This window comes from Bacillus sp. CGMCC 1.60114 (genome assembly GCF_042676365.1).
Lineage (GTDB): Bacteria > Bacillota > Bacilli > Bacillales > Bacillaceae_G > Bacillus_A > Bacillus_A rhizoplanae_A.
On the sequence record NZ_JBHTHG010000004.1, the window covers coordinates 105,962 to 127,567 of the forward strand.

Sequence of the window (21,606 nt, forward strand, 5' to 3'; positions counted from 1 at the left end):
TGTAGATGGAAGCGAGTATGAAAAAGTTTTACGAAGAAGAATTGGTAGACATAAAAGAGATAAAAAGTCGCCCCCTTATTGCCTTAATAATTTTAGTTGTTGGGACTGCTTTATTAGCTTTAAGTATGGCAATTTCTATATCGTTTGGTGCTGCCGATATTAGTTTGAAAACAGTATGGCAAGCTGTGTTTCAGTTTGATGAATCAATTACATATCATAACATTATTCAAGAATTGCGGCTTCCAAGAGCGATTGGGGGAGCGGTTGTAGGAGCATTTTTAGCAGTATCAGGTGCGATTATGCAAGGAATGACACGAAATCCCCTTGCATCTCCGTCACTTATGGGGATCACAGATGGTGCTGTATTTGGAATTGCGATTATGTTTGCATTTTTTCCTAATTCACCATACTTAATGTTCGTAATTGCTTCCTTTATTGGTGCTGCATTTGGTACGAGCATTGTGTATGGGATTGGTGCAGCATCTCCAGGTGGGTTAACTCCAATTAAGTTAGCTTTATCAGGTGCGGCAATTAGTGCTCTATTAGGCGCAATTTCATCTGGGATTGCATTGTATTTTAATTTAGCACAAGAAGTTAGCATGTGGCATGCAGGCGGTGTTGCCGGTGTAAAATGGACAAGTTTACGTATGTTACTTCCAGTTGGCCTCGTTTGTCTTATTGTTGCTATTATGCTAGCAAGATATATTACCATTTTAAGTTTCGGTGAGGACATTGCTATTGGACTTGGACAAAATACGAAACTCATTAAGTTGATTGGAACCATTCTTGTTCTTATTTTAACAGGTTGTGCGGTTTCGATAGCTGGATCTGTTGGGTTTGTTGGTCTTGTTATCCCGCATTTAACGCGCTTTCTTGTGGGGTCAGATTATCGCTGGGTGATTCCGTGCGCTGCCGTTTTAGGCGGCCTGTTTATTGAATGTGCCGACATAATTTCGCGTATTATAAATCCGCCATTTGAAACACCAATTGGTGCTGTAACAGCGATGGTCGGCGTACCATTCTTCCTCTACTTAGCACGTAAAGAAGGGAGAGGAAAAATGTGAAGCAAGGTGTTTTAACGAGAAAAAACATCTCGATTTTATCTAGCATTGGTATTTTAATTTGTGTAGTATTTTCCATTAGCTTATACATAGGTACGTTTAAAATTTCACCAGTTGAAGTGCTGAAAACACTTGTTGGACTTGGAGCCGCAGATCAAACAACAATTTTATTTGACTTTCGTATGCCGCGAATGATTGTTGCGCTTTTCGTTGGATCAGCTTTAGCTGTTTCAGGTGCAATTATGCAAGGACTATCTCGAAACCCACTTGCTGATCCAGGGATTATGGGTATTAATGCCGGGGCTGGATTATCGGTTGTTGTCTTTGTTTATTTCTTCTTTGGAAAAGTAACGATGACTTCGTTTTTATCTGTATTCATTCTACCGTTTTTTGCTTTAGTTGGTGCAATACTAGCGGCAGTTATTATTTATGCGCTTGCTTGGAAGGACGGAGTTTCTCCGGTTCGTTTAATTCTTGTCGGGATTGCCATAGCAGCTGGATTTGGAGCTGTAAGTCTAGTATTTTCGATGAAAATGACATCGAATGATTTCCGCTTTGCTACGATTTGGTTATCAGGAAGTTTATGGGGAACAGATTGGAAATTCGTATTAAGCATTCTGCCGTGGATGCTTGTTTTCTTACCGATTGCTTTTACGAAGGCACATGTCTTAAATGTAATGAATTTAGGAGATGCAGCGGCAACGGGTCTCGGTCTGAATGTTGAGAAAGAACGCCGCAAGTTACTATTTATCGCTGTTTGTTTAGCTGGTGCCTCCGTTGCAGTTGCAGGGGGAATTAGCTTTATTGGATTAATGGCTCCCCATCTTGCGCACCGTTTAGTAGGTGGAAAGCATCAAATTATGCTACCAACTGCTGCGCTAATCGGAACATTATTGCTACTGTTTTCTGATCTTCTTTCACGAAGTTTACTTACAACATCAGAAATACCAGTCGGTCTTGTCATTTCAGTAATTGGCGCGCCATATTTCATTTATTTACTTGTAAAAACAAGATAAGGGAGACGATTTATATGCCATCTTTATCAGTTCAATCAATATCTGTTGGATATAGTGAAAATTTAATTATTAATGGGTTATCTGTTGAAATACCTGAAGGGAAAGTTACAACAATTATTGGTCCAAATGGATGTGGGAAATCTACACTGCTCAAAACAACTTCGCGCATTTTAAAGGCGAAACGGGGTACTGTTTATTTGGACGGGAAAGCAATTGAGAAACAGGCGACGAAAGAAATTGCGAAAAAAATGGCAATCTTGCCGCAGACAGCAGAAGTGCCAACAGGCCTTACTGTATTTGAACTGGTTTCATATGGACGTTTCCCACATCAAAAAGGGTTCGGTACGTTATCAGAAGAAGATTATCGCTACATTCGCTGGGCGCTTGATGTGACTGGCATGAGAGAATTTGCGAATCGACCAGTTGAGGCACTCTCAGGCGGGCAACGTCAACGTGTATGGATTGCGATGGCACTCGCACAGGGAACAGACTTGCTTGTGTTAGATGAGCCGACAACATATCTTGATATGGCGCATCAACTTGAAGTGTTGAATTTATTAAGAAAGTTAAATGAAGAAGAAGGCCGGACGATTGTGATGGTTATTCATGATTTAAATCATGCTTCTCGTTTTTCTGATCATATGATTGCGTTGAAAAATGGGGAATTAATGAAACAAGGAGCACCTGATGAAGTCATGACATCTGAAACGCTTCGCGAAGTGTTTGAAATTGAAGCACAACTGGTTCCGTGTCCTGTCAATGGTAAACCAATTTGTCTTACTTACGATTTAATTGCAATCAATAAAACAAGTGCGTAAGCAGGCTTAGGTTGGTTCTAGCGGGCAGTAAATGGCTGATGATAGAGTCGGAGATTTACTGCCCGTTAGAACGGGAGAAAGTATAATTCCCATAATTTATAAAAAATGGTTGGTTTTATAAAGCTCTCTTGTAGGTATTCATTTTGTAAGGAAGAGTTTCGTAGCACTGTCTATTTAGAGTGAGAATTACAATAAGGTAAGGAGAGGAAATCATGAAGAAAATCAAAGTAACTCTACTAGTTTTCTTGTTAGCTATTACTTCTGTATTATTCGCTGCATGTTCTTCTGATAAGAAAGAAGAAAAGAAAGCAGATGCAAAAGGTGAAGAGCACGTTGTGAAACATGCAAAAGGAGAAATTAAAATTCCTGCAAATCCAAAGAGAATTGCTGATTTAAGCGGGTCAACAGAAGAATTATTACTATTCGGCATGAAGCCTGTTATTACGGCGAATACGACCGAAGAGAAAATTGACGCCCATATTGCAAATCAATTAAAAGGTGTGAAGCCAGTCGGTTCTGCTTGGGGCGATAAAATTAACATCGAAGCAGTAGCTGCTGCAAAACCAGATGTAATTTTAGTGAACAATCGTCAAGAAAAAATCTATGATCAATTATCTAAAATTGCACCAACAGTTATGTTAAGTACCCCATTAGATCAGTGGCGTCCGAAGTTTGAAGAAGTAGGTGAAATCTTCGGTAAAGAAAAAGAAGCAGCTGCATGGCTGAAGAAATATGATGAAAAAGCAAGCCAATTACATGATAAAATTGTTGCAAAAACTGGTGATGCGAAATTTATGGTAATGGCCGCATATCCGAACGCATTCCGTGTGTACGGCGATTATGGTTACGGTAGTGTTCTATTTAAAGATTTAAAATTACCAGCAGTTAATGGTACACCGACAGACAAGCCGTTAGTACAATTGCAAAAAGAAGCATTAATTGATTACAATCCAGACTACTTATTTGTATTTACAACTGGAGACGGTGCACAACGTCTAAAAGAATTCCAAGAAGAAACGATTTGGAAAAACATGAATGCTGTGAAAAACAATCACGTGTATATGATTAAAAATGAAGATCTCAATAAAGGATACTTCCCTCTTGGTAAAGAGATGCTATTAGATGAGCTATCTAATTTTATTTTAGAAAAATAATGATGATAGAGGAAATCACCTTCGTTTTTTGAAGGTGATTTTCTTTTCATACAGTAATATACAGTCTTTCATTTCTTTCTGTTTCGCCTTTCGTTTATAATAGAGATAAGAATGTATAATGGAGGGCGGTGAATTTTAATGGCATATGTAAGTGACAAATTAAATGAAACGAAAGTGTTTAAAGACCCAGTGCATAAATATGTGCATGTACGCGACCGCGTGATTTGGGATTTAATCGGGACGAAAGAGTTTCAACGTCTGCGCCGCATTAAGCAGCTAGGGACGACATTTTTTACATTTCACGGTGCGGAGCATAGTCGCTTTACTCATTCATTAGGTGTCTATGAAATTATCCGCCGTATGATTGACGATGTGTTTGATGGAAGGCCAGATTGGAACGCTGAAGATCGTTTGTTGTGTTTATGTGCAGCACTTCTGCATGATGTAGGACATGGTCCTTTTTCTCATTCATTTGAAAAAGTCTTTGAGTTAAACCATGAAAAATTTACACAAGCAATTATTGTCGGTGATACAGAAATTCATGATGTATTAAGCCGTGTTGATCATGAGTTTCCGCAAAAGGTAGCGGATGTCATTGCGAAAACTTCTACTAATAAATTAGCGATCAGTATGATTTCCAGCCAAATTGACGCAGATCGCATGGACTATTTATTACGAGATGCGTATTTCACAGGTGTGAAATATGGGAACTTTGATATGGAACGGATATTACGAGTAATGCGTCCGTTTAACAATCAAGTTGTGATTAAATATAGCGGGATGCATGCTGTCGAGCATTATATTATGAGTCGTTATCAAATGTACTGGCAAGTGTATTTTCATCCGGTAACGCGCAGTGCTGAAGTAATTTTAACGAAAATTTTGCACCGGGCTAAAGCATTGCATGAACAGTACTATACATTTAAATATCATCCGGTTCATTTCTACTCTTTATTCGAAGGAGAAGTAACGGTAGAGGATTATTTAAAGTTAGACGAGAATGTGATGTATTATTACTTCCAAGTATGGCAAGAAGAAGAGGATGCCATTTTAAGTGATCTATGCCGCCGTTTTATGAACCGTAACTTGTTCAAATGTGTAGATTTCACAGAAAAACACGGGTTAAACAATTGGGTAGAATTAAATAGTTTATTTAAGAAAATTGGGCTTGATCCAGAATATTATTTAGTAGTAGATTCGACGTCAGATCTGCCGTATGACTTTTACCGTGCGGGTGAAGAGGAAGAACGTCTGCCAATTTTACTCCTTATGCCAAATGGAGAGCTGCGTGAATTATCTCGTGAGTCGGATATTGTTGAGGCAATTACAGGTAAAAAGAGAACAGATCAAAAGTTATTTTATCCACATGATTTAATCTATGAAGAAGGAAGAAAAGGAAAATATAAGGAAAAAATCATTCAGCTATTAGAAGGAAAGAAATAAGAAGCAGCCTGAGGACTGCTTCTTATTAAAGAAAAATGAAATTATTTGTCGCTTAAGCGTTTTCCGCCAACTGCATAATGATTTTTAGACATTTCTTCGATGAAAACAACGATGTTTTCTTCAGGAGCACCAGTTGTTTCGCTTACTGCTGCAGTTACTTTCTCAGCAAGAGCTTTCTTTTGTTCTTCTGTGCGTCCTTCTAGCATTTTTACTGTTACGTATGGCATATGTATCGCTCCTTTTATATAGATTACAGTATTATTATAACGGATTCTTGAAAAGAACAATCAGAAAAAGAAATTTTTTTCTTTTTTAACATAATGAAGAGGGAGAGGAAGTATGGAACACTTTTTTGCATATCCGCTGTACCAATTACCGTTATTGGCAATGGCTGTTGTGATAGCTTTGTCAGTACATGAATTTGCACATGCTTATGTTGCGTATAAATTTGGAGATGATACAGCAAAAAGACAAGGGCGCTTAACATTATCTCCGATGGCGCACTTAGATATAATTGGGATTATTGCTGTGTTATTAATTGGATTTGGTTGGGCACGTCCAGTACCGGTCAACCCTTATAATTTTAAAAGACCGCGTCTTGCTGGTATTCTCGTTTCAATTGCTGGACCAATTAGTAACTTACTATTAGGAGCTTTTGGGCTTATTGCTTGGTATAGTTTGTTGAAATTTGGAGTCATTGACACACTCCCAATCGCAGTAGGAGAAACATTATTTCAGTTCTTTCAAATTTTTATCGGGATTAATATAGTTCTATTTATTTTTAATTTGTTACCAATCCCGCCATTAGATGGTTACCGTGTTGTAGAAGATTTAGCACCGACAAGTGTACGTGCGAAAATGACGCAATATGAAAAATACGGTGCAATCTTTTTGTTAATTCTTGTAATTACACCGTTAGATCGATATACGATTCAGCCAATTTTCCAAGTCGTCATTCCACAAGTTTTGGATATGCTGCATAGTATAATTGGACCATTATTTGGGTTGTATTAGAAGAGGAGGATTTCCTATGGCAGAGAAAAAGAAACAAATCGGCTTTAATATTATTAAAAATGACTCTACAGATGGACATGGTGGTTTTGGAGTAGGCGCATTAAGTTTAGAAAATATTTCTCCCGTTATTATTGATGTGACAGAAGGAACAGCAGTTGTTGATATCGGTGCGATGCATGCACGCAGTGCTGCTGAAAAAGGAATTAAATTTTTAACCAATAAAGAAGAAGTACCAAATGCAAAACCATATTGGCTCGTTTGGGTGACAATTGAGCGTACTGCAAAAGGCGCATATTATGCAGGTGTAACTGCATGCGAAATGACAATAGACCGCGAAATTCGCCGCGGTTATAAATCATTGCCTGAGCACGTAAATAAAATGGATAAATCATTAAAGCGTCACATTATGGTTGATCATATGGATGAACCTTCTAAAAAAGTGCTTGGTACGTTCTTAAAAGAGCATAATGAGGAGCTATGGAATTTTTCTAGTGAGAAATTACGTAGTGAATTGTTAGGAGAGTAATAGGAAATCCCTTTCGTGTTGAAAGGGATTTTTTGTTTGTTCTGAAATAGGTGAAATGCTGTTAACGGTATTTTCTCCCGCTATTTATGGGCTTTCCATCAGTGGGGGATGAAAAAAACCGGCTGATGGAAGTTTCACTTTATATGCAGGAAATAAAGGGATTTGTCAGGAAACATATTTTATATAAAAATTTTTATAAAGAGTATGAGGGGGAGGACACATCTTGGAATTAAAGGGAAGTCGTATTTTAGTAAAGATTCTTGAAGATAATGATGCGGAAAAGTTGCTAGATTTGGAATTGAAAAACCGCGATTTTTTTCAAACGTATACACCGTTAAGAGAGTGTGATTTTTATACGTTAGAGGGTCAACTGGATCGAATTAGGAAGAACAAGGAAAAGAAAGATCTTGATGAGCTATACTCATTTGGTATTTACGTAATCGAAACAGAAGAACTAATTGGGAATATTACACTGACAGAGGTGTTGCGTGGCCCTCTACAAAGTTGCTATATTGGATATTATCTAGATAAAAACCATAATGGAAAAGGATATATGACAGAGGCTGTTCGTCTTGTTGTATCGTATGCGTTTAATGAGCTGAAACTTCATCGATTAGAAGCAGGAGTTATGCCACATAATATAGGATCAATAAAAGTTTTAGAGAAATCAGGGTTTCATAAAGAGGGCATTGCAAAGAAAAATGTAAAGATAAATGGAAGATGGGAAGACCATCAAGTGTTAGCTATTGTAAATGATAATGTTGAATAGGAGATCGTACTTATTTTGCGCTGTTTAAGAAAGAAAAGGGAGCAGAAGACTCACTGCGCCCTTTTTGTAATGCAATCTTTGCGCGATTTCATTACCATGGAAAATACTTTTTCCACCAGCTTTCTTTTCCTTTTTTCTTCTCTTTTAGCACTGCTTCAAATTCATCTTTCTCATCAATATGATCCATACAATACTCGGTTGGCTCTGTACCTTTTACAAAATACATTTTGACAGAAATAGGACAACCTTTCGTTGCGATTTTCCCGTTTTCAGGGTTAATGTTTAATGCGACAACATTGGTTGGTTGTTTAAAATCTTTTTTAGGGCTTTCCTCTAACCCTTGCTCCATAATGGCTGCCCACATATTTTTCGCATAAGATTGTTCAGCGGGGTTAGAGATTACCTTTTGTTTATCGTAGCCGACCCAAACACCTGTCACGAGCTGCGGTGTAAAGCCAATCATCCAACTATCTGTCTCGGTTGAACCTGATTTTCCAGCGTATGTGTGGGATAATTTTGGAATAAGGTTTTGTCCAGTGACAGAGGCGTAGGTACTTAATTTTTTATTAAACATGCCTGTCATCATTTCTTCCATCACAAAGGTATTATTCTCATCAAGAATTTGTTTATTTTCTAAATGGGCATCATACAAGATGTTTCCATCGTGATCGACAACGCGCCGAATAAATGTCGGTTTGACTTGTTTGCCGCCGTTAGCAAGCATACTGTAAGCATTAACCATTTCCAGCGGTTTTACAGGAGACGTTCCAAGAGCGAGTGATGGGACATCTTTTAAAGCGCTTGTAATCCCAAATTGCTTCGCTATTTTTACAAGTAATTCTTCGCCTAAGAAAAGATGTGTTTTCACAGCGTACACATTATCAGAAACAGCAAGTGCTTGCGCCATCGTAATGAAGTCATCTGCATAATAGTTTTTATAATTTGTTGGATTGTATTTGGAAACACCATCGCCTAATGTAAACACGGTATACTCACTTTTTAAGCGAGTTGCTGGCGTAAAACCGTGTTCAAGAGCGGCGTAATATAAAAAAGGTTTAAATGTTGAACCTGGCTGCCGGTAAGCTTGTGTTGCTCGGTTGAATTGACTCTTCTTATAATCACGTCCGCCAACAAGGGACATTACTTCGCCCGTTTTTGGATTCATGGATACAATAGCTGTTTCTAGCTCTGTTGTACTTGGAATGGTTTCTTTCACTGTACTTTCCGCAATTGTTTGTAGCTTTGGATCTAGCGTTGTATATACACGCAGGCCGCCCCGTCCTATTGTTTGTTCATCGAGACCGGCATCATTGATAAGAGAAGTTCGTACAGCATCTTGAAAATAAGGCGCCATTTCTGCTACTTCTTCTTTTTCAAGGGGAGCCAAGGTGAGATGTTCTTTTTTTGCTGCCGCTGCTTCTTTCTTCGTGATATACCTCTGTTCTACCATTTCATCTAAAATAAGAGCTTGTCTTTCTTTGGTCCGTTTTTCATGTAAGTAGGGAGAATACAAACTTGGGCCTTTTGGAATACCTGCAAGCATACTTGCCTCGGCTAAATTTAAATCTTTAGCACTTTTATTAAAGTAGAGACGAGCTGCTGCTTCAATGCCATAAGCGCCATGCCCGTAGTAAATTGTATTTAAATACCCTTGTAAAATATCATTTTTATTGTAATTCACTTCTAGGCGAACGGTGTACATCGCTTCTAACAGTTTTCGTTTCCATGTTTTATCATGATCCAAATATAAATTTCGGGCGTATTGCTGTGTAATTGTACTTGCTCCTTGTACTTTTGCCATCGCTTTAATGTCAGCAATAACTGCCCCGCCGATGCGCTTTATATCAAAACCATGATGTTTATAAAAGCGCTGATCTTCAATAGAAAGGGTTGCCTCTCTCACGTAAGATGAAATATGGTCGAGTGACACATTATAGCGTTCCTGCGCTCCGTGACTTTGCCCCATAACAGAGTCGTCATTTGCATAAAAGATAGTGGTTTGCGGAACTGCAACAGGTGGTGGTCCTGCAATTTTTGCAACAAGTAAGACAATGAAAATAGTAAAAACAAAGAAAATAACACATGATAACAGTGCAGTGAGGAAAAAGCGTCTATATTTTGCTTGTTTTTCATTTGTTGTAAGTTCCATTTTTTTTTGTCACCCCTCATAGCATACTTTTATTAGTATTGAGGGTTTTGGCTGTTTTTAAACAAAAAAAAGAGCTTCTTATTAAGAAAGAAGCTCAAAAGCACGTGTTGGCCAGTCAGTAATAATTACATCGACGCCGTAATCTATCATCTTTTGTAAATCTTTGTATTCATTAATTGTATAAGGACGGAATATGTATCCTTGCTGCTGGGCTGTTTGTACAAACTCTTTTGTGAGTAATTCAAAATTTGGGTGAAGACCATTTGCCTGTCTTTTCTTTGCTTCAGCAATTGGATCCGCGAGCGGTTCATCGTATAAAATTGCGCGGGGGATCTCTGGTGCTAAAGCTGCAAGCAGCGCAACGGATTCATGATTAAACGAAGAAAATACAATTTGATTAGATAGATGAAATTCGCGAACAAGGTCGACGACTTTTTCTTCTATACGAGGATAACGAATAACATCCGTTTTTAATTCAATATTTAATTGCATTGTTGTTGTAGAAAGCCAAATAAGCACTTCACGGAGCGTTGGGATTTTTGCTTCATGGAAAGAAGGATCTTTATAACTGCCAGCATCGAGTGCTTGCAATTGCTGGACAGTTTGTTCATATACAAGTCCTGCTCCATTTGTAGTTCGGTCCACAGTTTCATCGTGAATGACAACAACTTCTCCATCTTTGGATATATGTACATCAAGCTCAATGCCATGCGCACCAACACGCTCAGCCTCTTGAAAAGCAATCATTGTATTTTCTGGGTGCGTACTTCTCACACCGCGATGCGCAAAAATAAGTGGTTGTTTCATAGCAAATTCTCCTTATGGTTCAATTTATCCCGCTATTAATGGACAGTAAGCTCCCTATCTCAAGATTTTGAGGATAGATGGGAGGTGATTCGGCTGATGGACATTTCACTTTGCTTCAATTATGGAACTGAGCGATCAAAAATACAATGACGGTAGAAAAAATTTACAAAGGCGTAATGATTACATAAAAGTTAACATTAACGTAAAGTGTAATATTGTTAGGAAGGAGGAATACACTTGTATAAAATCGATGAAGTTACAAAACAAACAGGTTTAACAAAGCGGACTCTTCGTTATTATGAGGAAATTGGCTTAATTCATCCGCCAGAGCGAAGTGAAGGGAACATTCGCTTATATACAGATAACGATGTGGAGAGAATTAAAAAAATTGTAGAAGCGAAAGAAGTATTAGGTATTACGCTTCAAGAAATGCAGTATTTCTTATCACTTAAAGAGCGTATGGAACAAAGAAAAAATAATGATAATCCGCGCAATCGGGAAGTAATTCAAGAAATAGCGCATATGCTGACAAATCAAATCGAGACGTTAGATAAGAAAATGCTACAAATGAAGCGCGTGAAAGAAGAATTAGAGTATAGCTTGGAAAGAGCAACGAAGTTTTTAGAAGAAACAAAAGGAGAATGATTCATATGGAGAGTAAACAACGAATTGGAAGACTCATTACAGTAGTCGCTACTTTTCTTGCCTTTTCGGGCATTGGAGTAGTTGATCCAATTTTGCCAATCATTGCAGAGAAAATCGGCGCAACGCTATAGCTTGCTTGTATTTGCCATCTTTTTAATCCTATTGTTCTTCGTACAAGTCATGTGGTTACAAATTGTACTAATTATTTTATCAGGACTAGCGTCTGGTCTTAATAACGCATTATTTACAAGTTACGTAATGGATATCTCACCTTATGAAAGATCTATTACATCTGGTGTATATAACTTTGTTCGTTGGCTGGGCGGGGCAATTGCACCGATTTTATCTGGAATTATTGCATTAGTTGGATGTGTGATGATTTGTATACCAGTTCAAGCAAATGAAAAAGTTGAGAGCAAAACTCTTTCCTAGGAAAGGATTTTCTTGCTATTTTATACATAATTGACTAAATATACGAACGAAAACGACTCGTTTGAAATATATTTACGTTCTTTTTACTATTTTTAACTATACATTTTACATGTTTTGTTTTATTTTTGTTAGGGGACATTAATGGTGTCCACATTATAATTTGCAACGAAAGGCGTGATTGTACAATGGAACTATGGTTCACTGAGAAACAAACAAAGCATTTTGGAATTACAGCGCGTATTAACCGCACTTTACATACGGAGCAAACAGAATTTCAAAAGCTAGATATGGTTGAAACTGAAGAGTTCGGTAATATGCTTATTTTAGATGGCATGGTTATGACAACACAAAAGGATGAGTTCGTATATCACGAAATGGTAGCGCACGTACCATTATTCACACATCCAAACCCTGAAAACGTTCTAGTTGTTGGCGGCGGAGACGGCGGCGTTATCCGTGAAGTATTAAAACACCCAAGCGTGAAAAAAGCGACGCTTGTTGAAATCGATGGAAAAGTAATCGAGTACTCTAAAAAATACTTACCAGAAATTGCTGGTGAATTAGAAAACCCACGCGTAGACGTAAAAGTAGGCGATGGCTTCATGCATATTGCTGAAAGTGAAAACGTTTATGACGTAATTATGGTTGACTCTACAGAGCCAGTAGGTCCAGCTGTAAACTTATTTACAAAAGGATTCTACGCTGGAATCTCTAAAGCGTTAAAAGAAGATGGTATTTTCGTAGCGCAAACAGATAACCCTTGGTTCACACCAGAATTAATTTCAAACGTATTTAAAGACGTAAAAGAAATCTTCCCAATTACACGTCTATATACAGCAAACATTCCAACGTACCCAAGCGGACTTTGGACATTCACAATCGGATCTAAGAAACATGATCCACTAGAAGTAAGTGAAGAGCGTTTCCACGAAATCGAAACGAAGTACTACACAAAAGAACTTCACAAAGCAGCATTCGTATTACCGAAATTCGTTGGCGATTTAATTAAGTAAGAAAAGCGGAAATGCCCCGTTTAGGACCGACTGACTAAAGTTCTTTCGCACAGAAAGTGATTTTTACTTTCTCGTGCGGAAGGTTTTTAGACACGAGGTCCTGGGCATTGGAGCTAGACAATAAGAAAAGCGAAAGCGGCTCGCCTAAGGTGTACGGTATAAAAGGACAGAATATGCTAGCCGCTTACGCTGTTATAAGTAAAAAATCTTCTTAGCGGTGTAAGAAGAGTGTGGTAAATCGATAAAGAGGAGCAAAACCGCTCCAAATTTGAGACAAAATGAAAGGTTGGGATACCTTCAGTTCCAGATAGGAGGAAAAAGAATATGCGTTTTGATGAAGCTTATTCAGGTAAAGTATTTATTAACAGTCATCCAAGTTTTGAAGATGCTGAGGTTGTTATTTATGGGATGCCGATGGATTGGACAGTAAGTTATCGCCCGGGTTCTCGTTTCGGTCCAGCACGTATTCGTGAAGTATCGATTGGACTAGAAGAATATAGTCCGTATTTAGATCGTGAATTAGAGGAAGTTAAATATTTTGATGCAGGTGATATTCCGCTTCCTTTCGGTAATGCACAGCGCAGCTTAGACATGATCGAAGAATATGTAACAAAACTATTAGATGCTGGTAAGTTTCCACTAGGTCTTGGTGGTGAGCACCTAGTGTCTTGGCCAATTTTTAAGGCGATGGCCAAAAAATATCCAGATTTAGCAATCATCCACATGGATGCTCATACAGATTTACGTGAGTCGTATGAAGGCGAGCCTTTATCTCACTCTACACCAATTCGTAAAGTGTGCGATTTAATTGGTCCAGAAAACGTATATTCTTTCGGTATTCGTTCTGGTATGAAGGAAGAATTTGAGTGGGCAAAAGAAGTTGGCATGAACTTATACAAATTTGATGTATTAGAACCATTAAAGAAAGTATTGCCAACACTTGCAGGACGCCCAGTCTATGTCACAATTGATATCGACGTATTAGACCCAGCGCACGCTCCTGGTACAGGAACGTTAGAAGCTGGCGGTATCACTTCAAAAGAACTACTAGATTCCATTGTTGCAATTGCAAATTCAAATATAAACGTAGTTGGAGCAGACTTAGTAGAAGTAGCTCCTGTATATGATCACAGTGACCAAACACCAATCGCAGCAAGTAAATTTGTGCGCGAAATGTTACTTGGATGGGTGCAAAAATAAAAGCGAAGCCGACTGTTTAGGCCTGGTGGCTAAGGTTCTTTCCCGCAAAAGTGTTTTTTACTTTTTGGCGGGGAAGGTTCTTAGACGCAAAGGCCTAGGAGGCGCAGCTAGATAAAAAACAAGGCTACCGGTCATTCTAGCCACTAGAGCTAGATGAACAGTAAGCAAAATAAAAAGGCTATTTCGAATTATATCGAAATAGCCTTTTTATTTTTATTAAATATTTCAGTTTACTTTCCTTACAATGATGTAAGAGAAATGTAAGGGAAATCGATAGAGAGTAGATTTGGCAGATTTTATACTGAATGTAGCATTATACAAGGATACATGTTAGAGGTGGAAAGATTCATGCGTATGATATTAAAAGTTACAGCAGTACTTGCTATTTTAGGCGGTGCAGGTGCCTTTTACTTACAATCAAAAACAGAGGGTGTGCAAGCCTTTGTAGATAATTTTTTCTCGAGTAAGGAAGTAAAGGAATATTATACTGTAACAAATCAAGGTGAGAAAAAAGGCGATAAGTATTTGTATACATTTACTGCGTATGATAGAGATGGAAATGAGCAAGTTGTGAAAAAAATGATAAATCGTGAACTTCATCAAGGCGTCTATTTGAAAATCTACGCAAAAGGTAGCCAAGGAAAAGGATGGGCAGAACTGCGAGAGAATGAAGTACCAGCGAAAGTGCTAAAAAAACTGAAAAAATAAAGTGAAATTTCCGTCAGTGGGGGTGTTACTGCCCACGAATAACGGGATAATGAAAAAACCAAGTTCATACTGAACTTGGTTTTTAATATTTTATAAGGATGATACCAACATTTTTATGAATTGTTTTTTGGAGCTACATCTTTCAATACGTTTCCTAATATTTCAGCAGACAGACACCGCTGTTTTTTGATATGATAGGAAAAGTGATTTATTATAAGCTATATTTAATATCTATAACATTTCGAAAGGTGTGCAAGACGTGGAGAAGCAACTTGCAGGCTTACCAGTAAAAGTTCACTTTGTAACGGAAATTCGTGAAGGGGCGCGAAAGGAAGCTATTGCTTTTGATGCAAATGGTCTATACTATGTAAAGGGTCAAAGTACATATGTAACGTTTCAAGAGCCGAACGAACAAGGCGAAGTGAAGACAATTATTAAAATTCAAGATGATCAAGTTCTCATTATGCGTTCAGGTGCTGTTTCTATGCGTCAAACTCATAAAAAAGGTGAATGGACAACAGGAACGTATACGAGTGAACTTGGAACGTTTGCATTGCAAACGAAAACAGATAACGTCCTTTTTAAATGGTCGGAAGAAAAGAAAAAAGGGCAACTCTTTCTAACGTATGCATTGCTTCTAAGTGAACAAGAAGCAGGCCGATATACAATTACCATTAATCTCAAGGAGGCACAATAATGAACTCTTTAGAACAAGTAAAAGAACTCATTAAAGAGGAAATTAAAGCTGCTGTAGTAAAAGCAGAATTAGCGACAGAAGAACAAATTCCAAACGTTGTATTAGAAACACCAAAAGATAAAACACATGGTGATTTCTCTACAAACATGGCGATGCAACTTGCACGTGTAGCGAAAAAAGCACCGCGCATGATTGCAGAAGAATTAATTGCAAATTTCGATAAAGCAAAAGCTTCTATTGAAAAAATCGAAATTGCTGGACCTGGCTTCATTAACTTCTACATGGATAACAGCTACTTAACAGATCTAATCCCAACAATTATTACAGCTGGCGAAGCTTATGGTGAAACAAACACTGGTAAAGGTGAGAAAGTACAAGTTGAGTTTGTATCTGCAAACCCAACAGGTGACCTTCACTTAGGACATGCGCGCGGCGCAGCAGTTGGTGATACTTTATGTAATGTATTAGCAAAAGCAGGATACGATGTATCTCGTGAATATTACATTAACGATGCTGGTAACCAAATTCATAACTTAGCGCTTTCTGTTGAAGCTCGTTACATGCAAGCGTTAGGGTTAGATAAAGAAATGCCAGAAGACGGTTACCATGGTGCAGATATTATCGGTATCGGGAAGCGTTTAGCAGAAGAGTTTGGCGATCGTTATGCAAAAGCTGACGCAAAAGAAAGCTATGAATTCTACCGTGAGTACGGTTTGAAATATGAATTAGCAAAACTTCAAAAAGACTTAGAAAGCTTCCGCGTTAAATTTGATGTGTGGTTCTCTGAAACATCCTTATACAAAAACGGAAAAATTGACGAAGCTCTTGCAGCGTTAAAAGAGCGCGAAGAAGTATTTGAAGAAGAGGGTGCAACATGGTTCCGTTCTACAACTTACGGCGATGATAAAGACCGCGTATTAATTAAAAACGATGGTTCTTACACATACTTAACGCCGGATATTGCGTATCACCGTGATAAATTAGAGCGCGGCTTTGAGAAATTAATTAACATTTGGGGTGCTGACCACCACGGTTACATTCCACGTATGAAAGCAGCAATTCAAGCGCTTGGATACGATAAAGATACATTAGAAGTAGAAATCATCCAAATGGTACAACTATACCAAAACGGCGAAAAAGTAAAAATGAGTAAACGTACTGGTAAAGCTGTTACACTTCGTGAGCTTATGGAAGAAGTAGGCGTGGACGCAATGCGTTATTTCTTTGCAATGCGCAGTGGTGATTCTCATTTAGACTTTGATATGGACTTAGCGGTATCAAAATCAAATGAAAACCCTGTATACTATGCACAATACGCACATGCACGCGTATGCAGCATCCTTCGCCAAGGTGAAGAGCTTGGATTAACTGCAGGCGGCGATGTTAACTACAAACTTGTTACTTCTGAGAAAGAAGTAGACTTATTAAAGAAACTGGGTGAATTCCCAGCAGCAGTTGCAGAAGCAGCGCAAAAACGTCTGCCACACCGCATTACAAGCTATGCATTTGACTTAGCAGCGGCGCTTCATAGCTTCTACAATGCAGAAAAAGTATTAAACCAAGATAACTTAGAGTTAAGTAAAGCCCGTTATGACTTAATGCGTGCAGTACGCATTACGCTTCAAAATGCATTAGCATTAGTAGGAGTATCTGCACCAGAGAAGATGTAATAAAGAAAAGCGGAAGCGGCTCGCTCAGAATGGGGGGGATGGAGCTCCTGACAAAGAGGCGTTTTTTGCCTCGGAGGAAGGCGCGAAGCCACCGAGCATTCTAGCCGCTGGAACTAGATAATAAAAAAGCAGGATGCACGGAAATATTTCCATGCATCCTGCTTTTTCTTATAGTTGTGTTAAAATGATTGGTTCACCGCGTGTAACAACAATTGTATGTTCACATTGAGCAACAAGGCTTTTATCCGGTGTTACAAATGTCCAGCCATCATCACCGCGTTCGATAATATGATCCGCACCCATAGATACGAATGGTTCTACGGCTAACACAAGTCCGTCTTTTAATAGAGCGCTATCCATTGGATCGAAATAGTTTAAAATGTGATTTGGTGCTTCGTGTAAGCTAAGTCCAATGCCATGCCCTGTTAAGTTTTGAATAACTGTAAAACCGTTTTTGCGAGCATCATTGGCAACCGCACGACCAATTTGGTTTTGTTTTGCGCCAGCTTTTATTTTTTTCATTGCTGCCCAAAGTGCGCTTTCAGCAGCAGCGCAAAGCTTTTCTTTTGCTTCGTCTTGTCCAAGAACGAACGAAATACCTGTATCTGCGTAGTAACCGTCAAGTGCTGCAGATACATCCACGTTTACTAAGTCGCCTTCTTTTAGGACACGATCTCCTGGAATGCCGTGAGCAACTTCTTCATTGACACTAATGCAAGTTGTACCTGGAAAATCATATTCTTTTTCAGGTGCAGAAATGGCACCGTGCTCATCTAATACTTTCTTACCAATTAAATCAAGCTCTTTCGTTGTCATACCTGGCTTCGCTTGTTTCTTCATTTCCTCGCGAGCAAGCGCAACGATGCGGCCGATTTTTCGTAAGCCTTCTAAATCTTTTTCATTACGAATAATCATGAAAACCACTGTCCTTCCTCGAATGTACATCTCACATGATTGTATCACGTTTGTTTTTGTCCTGCTACTTGCGTGGGAAAACCCGCATTTTAAGATTTCCTGACATTTGTCATATTCATATCATGACGTCTTTTACTGTTTTCCATCTCTTCCAATTTATACAATATAAATGTAAGTAACGATGGAGGTGGAGAAATGGAAAAAGTAATTGAAGTGAATGGTGTTTCAAAAACATTTAAACATAAAAAAGCAGTAAATAACGTTTCATTTACAGTAATGAAAGGACAAATTGTTGCACTCCTTGGACCAAATGGGGCTGGGAAAACAACAACGATTTCGATGATGCTCGGATTAAGAGATCCTTCGGAGGGTAATATTTCTATATTTGGAAAGCGCCCAAAGCACCGGGACGTTCGCAATCGCCTTGGGGCAATGCTGCAAGAGGTAAGCGTCATTGATAGTGTAACAGTAGAAGAAGCAATTGATTTGTTTCGTAGTTATTATACGAATCCAATCAAAAAAGAAACACTACTTCAGCTATCCAATTTAGAATCAGAAAGAAAGCAAAGGTGTGAAAAGTTATCCGGAGGTCAAAAAAGACGTTTAAATTTTGCGCTCGCACTTGCCGGAAATCCAGATTTATTATTCTTAGATGAACCAACAGTAGGGATGGACATCACGTCTAGAAAAAGCTTTTGGGATACAATTCGAAATTTAGCGAGTGAAGGAAAAACAATTATTTTAACAACACATTATTTAGAAGAAGCAGATGCACTAGCAGATCGAATTTTATTATTTGCAAATGGAAAGGTGATTGCTGATGGAACACCAGATGAGATGAAAGCAACAATTTCTCAAAAAACAATTTCATTTTATGCAAAAGAGGAAATACCAACGAGTCTGCTTCGAAGTTTACCTCATGTTACAAGTGTCCGGTGGCATGAAAAACGTGTGGTACTGACAACAGATGATACAGATGCTACGCTCCGAGAAATTTTTAAGAAAAACTTGCCTGTCATGGATATTGCTGTTGAGCGCGGCAGCTTGGATGAAGCTTTTGAACAGTTTGTTTCAAATCAGAAGGAGGGAATTGCATGAGAGCGTTTTGGATGCAATGTAAAATAGAAATATTACGTACGTTTCGCAATAAGTTATTTATCTTTTTTTCATTATTAATGCCGGTTATGTTTTATTACATTTTTACAAATGTCGTGTCAGTGCCGGACAACGGAGATGCATGGAAAGCACACTATTTAATTTCAATGGCTACTTTTAGTATTGTAGGAACAGCACTTTTTAGTTTTGGCGTTCGTCTTTCACAAGAAAAAGGGCAAGGGTGGACACAGCTTTTACAAATTACACCGCTGCCAGAAGGAGCGTATTTATCTGCAAAAATTGTTGCACAAACACTTGTAAATGCTTTTTCAATTGCAGTTATTTTTATCGCGGGAATATTAATTAATGATGTACAGTTAACGATTGGACAGTGGATTGGTGCTGGATTATGGTTGTTAATTGGTGTTACGCCATTTTTAGCGCTTGGAACGGTAATCGGTTCGATTAAGAAAGCTGATGCGGCTGCTGGGCTAGCAAATATTTTAAATATGTGTTTAGCCATTCTAGGTGGCTTATGGATGCCAATTGAAGTATTGCCAAAGGCGTTAAGAAGCATTGGGGAATGGACACCAACATATCGTTTTGGAAGCGGGGCTTGGGATATTGTTGCTGGTAAGGTAATTGGCTGGGAGAATGTTGTAGTGTTAGGAGGGTATTTCATCGTTTTTGTTGTATTATCAATATATATAAGAAAAAGACAGGAAGCGGTGTAAATGATCGAAAAGAAACAATTTGAAATATTTCCAAAACATATGGGGTTTTTCCCTTATATATGGCTCGTATACTTGTTGTTTCCTCTTTATTACTTGATGGGGCAATCAGGGTGGAAATTGATATTAGGAGGCGGGATGCTTGTACTCTTTGTTATTGCATACCGCCAGCTTTATTTTGTGCCAAAGACATTTATTATGTGGGCGTGTATTCAACTGGTGATTACATTCTTATTTAGTGCGTTTTATGACCCATATATGATTTTCTTTGGATTTTTTACAGCAAATGCAATCGGATTTGCACCGACAAAAAAGCAATTTCGCTTGTTGCTTTTCCTTTTGATCGTCATGATTGGTTCTTTTATGTTGATGCATATGAACGACCCTTCAAAAACGTCTTTTATAACGGGGATCCCGATGTTTATTTTAATGATTATTACACCATTTGCTATGCGTAATTTTAATCAGAAAAAAATATTAAGAACACAACTAAGTGAAGCGAATGAACAAATTCGTGATCTAGTGAAGCGAGAAGAACGCCAGCGTATTGCAAGAGATTTACATGATACATTAGGACATACGTTATCACTTATTACGCTAAAAAGTCAGCTCGTTGAGAAGTTGATTGTGAAAAATCCAGAACGTGCTTGTCTAGAGGCAAAGGAAATTACGCACACATCAAGAAATGCGTTAAAACAATTACGAGAATTAATTTCTAATATGCGTATGATTACAGTGGAAGAAGAACTAGAACAGGTGAAGGTAATTCTCCAAGCAGCCAATATATCATTAGAAGTGGAGCAGGAGATAAGTACGAATGTATTATCGCCGCTAGAACAAAACATTGTAGGAATGTGTTTACGTGAAGCGGTGACAAATGTTGTTAAGCATAGTAAGGCAACAGCGTGCGTGATTACTTTATTTGAAGCACAAGGGAAATTGATTGTGCAAGTAATGGATAATGGAATCGGACTACAAAAAAATCATGATGGGAATGGCATTCTTGGGATGAGAGAACGATTGGCTCTTATTGATGGAGTACTTGAGCTAGATGATATTCATAATGGGACGATGTTAACAATACATGTACCAATTGTTATAAGAACAGGTAAAGATGAGGTGAGGGCATGATTCGAATCATCATTGCAGAAGATCAGCGTATGCTTCGCGGAGCGTTAGGAGCTTTGCTGGATTTAGAGGATGATATTGAGGTTGTTGGGCAGGCAGAAAACGGAGCAGAGGCTTTAAAGTTAATAGAAGCGTTGCAGCCAGATGTTAGTATTATGGACATTGAAATGCCGATTCAGAGCGGATTAGATGTGGCTGAAACGTTACGGAAACAACAGTCACAGTGCAGAGTTATGATTTTAACAACATTTGCTCGTCCTGGTTATTTCGAGCGAGCGATGAAAGCGAATGTGCACGGATATTTATTGAAAGATAGTCCAAGTGAAGACCTTGCAGCGGCAATTCGAAATGTAATGAATGGGAAACGAGAAATTTCACCTGAGCTCATGTTTGGGCTTTGGCAAGAGCAAAATCCGTTAACAGATAGGGAAAAAGAGGTCCTCTTGTTAGCGAAAGAAGGAAAAACGGCAAACGAAATTGCAAAAACACTATACTTGTCATCTGGAACAGTTCGAAACTATATTTCTGATGTGTTAACGAAATTAGACGCAAAAAATCGGATTGAGGCCATTACAATTGCTGAAGAAAAAGGTTGGATATGAAAAAAGAAACAAC

The 21,606-nt window shown here is 38.4% G+C and carries 22 protein-coding genes and 2 pseudogenes; 20 read left to right on the forward strand and 4 right to left on the reverse strand.

Annotated features, from left to right (window positions below; genetic code table 11):
- Positions 1 to 5: 5 nt before the first annotated feature.
- From ACFQZ1_RS01710 to ACFQZ1_RS01730, 5 genes and pseudogenes are all read left to right on the forward strand, one after another.
- The gene (locus ACFQZ1_RS01710) at positions 6 to 1,064 is read left to right on the forward strand and encodes a FecCD family ABC transporter permease (protein ID WP_377880373.1); all 1,059 of its coding nucleotides are present in this window, start codon (positions 6 to 8) and stop codon (positions 1,062 to 1,064) included.
- On the forward strand, positions 1,061 to 2,077 hold the full coding sequence (locus ACFQZ1_RS01715) for a FecCD family ABC transporter permease (RefSeq protein ID WP_377880374.1): 1,017 nt from the start codon (positions 1,061 to 1,063) through the stop codon (positions 2,075 to 2,077). Before ACFQZ1_RS01710 ends, ACFQZ1_RS01715 begins: the two co-directional genes overlap by 4 nt.
- Positions 2,078 to 2,091: 14 nt before the next feature.
- Positions 2,092 to 2,905: pseudogene (locus ACFQZ1_RS01720) on the forward strand (ABC transporter ATP-binding protein).
- A 202-nt stretch (positions 2,906 to 3,107) separates the two neighbouring features.
- Complete coding sequence (locus ACFQZ1_RS01725; protein WP_377880375.1) at positions 3,108 to 4,049, forward strand: ABC transporter substrate-binding protein; 942 nt, start codon at positions 3,108 to 3,110, stop codon at positions 4,047 to 4,049.
- Positions 4,050 to 4,187: 138 nt separating this feature from the next.
- Complete coding sequence (locus tag ACFQZ1_RS01730) at positions 4,188 to 5,492, forward strand: HD domain-containing protein (RefSeq protein ID WP_377880376.1); 1,305 nt, start codon at positions 4,188 to 4,190, stop codon at positions 5,490 to 5,492.
- Positions 5,493 to 5,533: 41 nt separating this feature from the next.
- Here the strand turns inward: ACFQZ1_RS01730 and ACFQZ1_RS01735 are convergent, their stop codons facing one another.
- A complete protein-coding gene (locus ACFQZ1_RS01735) occupies positions 5,534 to 5,719 on the reverse strand; it encodes a 2-hydroxymuconate tautomerase (protein WP_001147171.1) in 186 nt (61 codons plus the stop codon).
- A 112-nt stretch (positions 5,720 to 5,831) separates the two neighbouring features.
- On the opposite strand from ACFQZ1_RS01735, the gene ACFQZ1_RS01740 reads away from it, so the two are divergent.
- From ACFQZ1_RS01740 to ACFQZ1_RS01750, 3 genes are all read left to right on the forward strand, one after another.
- Positions 5,832 to 6,506 (forward strand): site-2 protease family protein, encoded by a 675-nt coding sequence (locus ACFQZ1_RS01740; RefSeq protein ID WP_377880378.1) that lies wholly within the window; start codon positions 5,832 to 5,834, stop codon positions 6,504 to 6,506.
- Between the two features lie 16 nt (positions 6,507 to 6,522).
- Positions 6,523 to 7,032 (forward strand): YwhD family protein, encoded by a 510-nt coding sequence (locus tag ACFQZ1_RS01745; protein ID WP_377880379.1) that lies wholly within the window; start codon positions 6,523 to 6,525, stop codon positions 7,030 to 7,032.
- Between the two features lie 223 nt (positions 7,033 to 7,255).
- A complete protein-coding gene (locus tag ACFQZ1_RS01750; RefSeq protein ID WP_377880380.1) occupies positions 7,256 to 7,801 on the forward strand; it encodes a GNAT family N-acetyltransferase in 546 nt (181 codons plus the stop codon).
- 91 nt (positions 7,802 to 7,892) lie between these two features.
- On the opposite strand, the gene ACFQZ1_RS01755 is transcribed toward ACFQZ1_RS01750, so the two are convergent.
- Positions 7,893 to 9,950: a transglycosylase domain-containing protein gene (locus ACFQZ1_RS01755; protein ID WP_377880381.1), complete on the reverse strand. Its 2,058-nt coding sequence runs from the start codon at positions 9,948 to 9,950 to the stop codon at positions 7,893 to 7,895.
- A gap of 81 nt (positions 9,951 to 10,031) precedes the next feature.
- Entirely contained in the window at positions 10,032 to 10,757 is a 726-nt protein-coding gene (locus tag ACFQZ1_RS01760; protein ID WP_377880382.1) for a glycerophosphodiester phosphodiesterase, read from the reverse strand.
- A 237-nt stretch (positions 10,758 to 10,994) separates the two neighbouring features.
- On the opposite strand from ACFQZ1_RS01760, the gene ACFQZ1_RS01765 reads away from it, so the two are divergent.
- From ACFQZ1_RS01765 to argS, 8 genes and pseudogenes are all read left to right on the forward strand, one after another.
- Positions 10,995 to 11,402 carry a MerR family transcriptional regulator gene (locus tag ACFQZ1_RS01765; RefSeq protein WP_377880383.1) on the forward strand — a complete coding sequence of 136 codons (408 nt, stop codon included), beginning with the start codon at positions 10,995 to 10,997 and terminating at the stop codon, positions 11,400 to 11,402.
- A 5-nt stretch (positions 11,403 to 11,407) separates the two neighbouring features.
- Entirely contained in the window at positions 11,408 to 11,533 is a 126-nt protein-coding gene (locus tag ACFQZ1_RS01770) for a hypothetical protein (protein WP_377880384.1), read from the forward strand.
- Positions 11,514 to 11,834, forward strand: a pseudogene (locus ACFQZ1_RS01775) (MFS transporter); the annotation flags it as partial. The gene ACFQZ1_RS01770 and the pseudogene ACFQZ1_RS01775, both read left to right, overlap by 20 nt.
- A gap of 185 nt (positions 11,835 to 12,019) precedes the next feature.
- Positions 12,020 to 12,847: a spermidine synthase gene (speE, locus tag ACFQZ1_RS01780; RefSeq protein ID WP_377880385.1), complete on the forward strand. Its 828-nt coding sequence runs from the start codon at positions 12,020 to 12,022 to the stop codon at positions 12,845 to 12,847.
- A 324-nt stretch (positions 12,848 to 13,171) separates the two neighbouring features.
- Positions 13,172 to 14,047, forward strand: a complete 876-nt coding sequence (gene speB, locus ACFQZ1_RS01785) for an agmatinase (protein WP_020059760.1) — start codon at positions 13,172 to 13,174, stop codon at positions 14,045 to 14,047.
- A gap of 348 nt (positions 14,048 to 14,395) precedes the next feature.
- Positions 14,396 to 14,755, forward strand: a complete 360-nt coding sequence (locus ACFQZ1_RS01790; RefSeq protein ID WP_377880386.1) for a YxeA family protein — start codon at positions 14,396 to 14,398, stop codon at positions 14,753 to 14,755.
- Positions 14,756 to 15,014: 259 nt separating this feature from the next.
- Positions 15,015 to 15,452, forward strand: a complete 438-nt coding sequence (locus ACFQZ1_RS01795) for a YwiB family protein (protein WP_377880387.1) — start codon at positions 15,015 to 15,017, stop codon at positions 15,450 to 15,452.
- Complete coding sequence (argS, locus tag ACFQZ1_RS01800; protein WP_336482138.1) at positions 15,452 to 17,122, forward strand: arginine--tRNA ligase; 1,671 nt, start codon at positions 15,452 to 15,454, stop codon at positions 17,120 to 17,122. Before ACFQZ1_RS01795 ends, argS begins: the two co-directional genes overlap by 1 nt.
- A 168-nt stretch (positions 17,123 to 17,290) precedes the next feature.
- On the opposite strand, the gene map is transcribed toward argS, so the two are convergent.
- Positions 17,291 to 18,085, reverse strand: coding sequence for a type I methionyl aminopeptidase (gene map / locus ACFQZ1_RS01805; RefSeq protein ID WP_377880388.1), 795 nt, complete (start codon positions 18,083 to 18,085; stop codon positions 17,291 to 17,293).
- Positions 18,086 to 18,232: 147 nt separating this feature from the next.
- On the opposite strand from map, the gene ACFQZ1_RS01810 reads away from it, so the two are divergent.
- The 4 genes from ACFQZ1_RS01810 to ACFQZ1_RS01825 are packed head-to-tail and all read left to right on the forward strand — an operon-like array spanning position 18,233 to position 21,593.
- Entirely contained in the window at positions 18,233 to 19,135 is a 903-nt protein-coding gene (locus ACFQZ1_RS01810; protein WP_377880389.1) for an ABC transporter ATP-binding protein, read from the forward strand.
- Positions 19,132 to 19,866 carry an ABC transporter permease gene (locus ACFQZ1_RS01815; RefSeq protein ID WP_377880390.1) on the forward strand — a complete coding sequence of 245 codons (735 nt, stop codon included), beginning with the start codon at positions 19,132 to 19,134 and terminating at the stop codon, positions 19,864 to 19,866. Before ACFQZ1_RS01810 ends, ACFQZ1_RS01815 begins: the two co-directional genes overlap by 4 nt.
- Positions 19,867 to 20,994, forward strand: coding sequence for a sensor histidine kinase (locus tag ACFQZ1_RS01820; protein ID WP_377880391.1), 1,128 nt, complete (start codon positions 19,867 to 19,869; stop codon positions 20,992 to 20,994).
- A complete protein-coding gene (locus ACFQZ1_RS01825) occupies positions 20,991 to 21,593 on the forward strand; it encodes a response regulator transcription factor (RefSeq protein WP_377880392.1) in 603 nt (200 codons plus the stop codon). The genes ACFQZ1_RS01820 and ACFQZ1_RS01825 overlap by 4 nt, the downstream gene beginning before the upstream one ends.
- Positions 21,594 to 21,606 lie beyond the last annotated feature (13 nt).

Coding starts and splice junctions, on each gene's coding strand:
- ACFQZ1_RS01710 (WP_377880373.1), top strand. CDS start 6: ATGGAAGCGAGTATGAAAAAGTTTTACGAAGAAGAATTGGTAGACATA.
- ACFQZ1_RS01725 (WP_377880375.1), top strand. CDS start 3,108: ATGAAGAAAATCAAAGTAACTCTACTAGTTTTCTTGTTAGCTATTACT.
- ACFQZ1_RS01730 (WP_377880376.1), top strand. CDS start 4,188: ATGGCATATGTAAGTGACAAATTAAATGAAACGAAAGTGTTTAAAGAC.
- ACFQZ1_RS01735 (WP_001147171.1), bottom strand. CDS start 5,719: ATGCCATACGTAACAGTAAAAATGCTAGAAGGACGCACAGAAGAACAA.
- ACFQZ1_RS01740 (WP_377880378.1), top strand. CDS start 5,832: ATGGAACACTTTTTTGCATATCCGCTGTACCAATTACCGTTATTGGCA.
- ACFQZ1_RS01745 (WP_377880379.1), top strand. CDS start 6,523: ATGGCAGAGAAAAAGAAACAAATCGGCTTTAATATTATTAAAAATGAC.
- ACFQZ1_RS01755 (WP_377880381.1), bottom strand. CDS start 9,950: ATGGAACTTACAACAAATGAAAAACAAGCAAAATATAGACGCTTTTTC.
- ACFQZ1_RS01760 (WP_377880382.1), bottom strand. CDS start 10,757: ATGAAACAACCACTTATTTTTGCGCATCGCGGTGTGAGAAGTACGCAC.
- ACFQZ1_RS01770 (WP_377880384.1), top strand. CDS start 11,408: ATGGAGAGTAAACAACGAATTGGAAGACTCATTACAGTAGTCGCTACT.
- speE (WP_377880385.1), top strand. CDS start 12,020: ATGGAACTATGGTTCACTGAGAAACAAACAAAGCATTTTGGAATTACA.
- speB (WP_020059760.1), top strand. CDS start 13,172: ATGCGTTTTGATGAAGCTTATTCAGGTAAAGTATTTATTAACAGTCAT.
- ACFQZ1_RS01790 (WP_377880386.1), top strand. CDS start 14,396: ATGCGTATGATATTAAAAGTTACAGCAGTACTTGCTATTTTAGGCGGT.
- argS (WP_336482138.1), top strand. CDS start 15,452: ATGAACTCTTTAGAACAAGTAAAAGAACTCATTAAAGAGGAAATTAAA.
- ACFQZ1_RS01810 (WP_377880389.1), top strand. CDS start 18,233: ATGGAAAAAGTAATTGAAGTGAATGGTGTTTCAAAAACATTTAAACAT.
- ACFQZ1_RS01815 (WP_377880390.1), top strand. CDS start 19,132: ATGAGAGCGTTTTGGATGCAATGTAAAATAGAAATATTACGTACGTTT.
- ACFQZ1_RS01820 (WP_377880391.1), top strand. CDS start 19,867: ATGATCGAAAAGAAACAATTTGAAATATTTCCAAAACATATGGGGTTT.
- ACFQZ1_RS01825 (WP_377880392.1), top strand. CDS start 20,991: ATGATTCGAATCATCATTGCAGAAGATCAGCGTATGCTTCGCGGAGCG.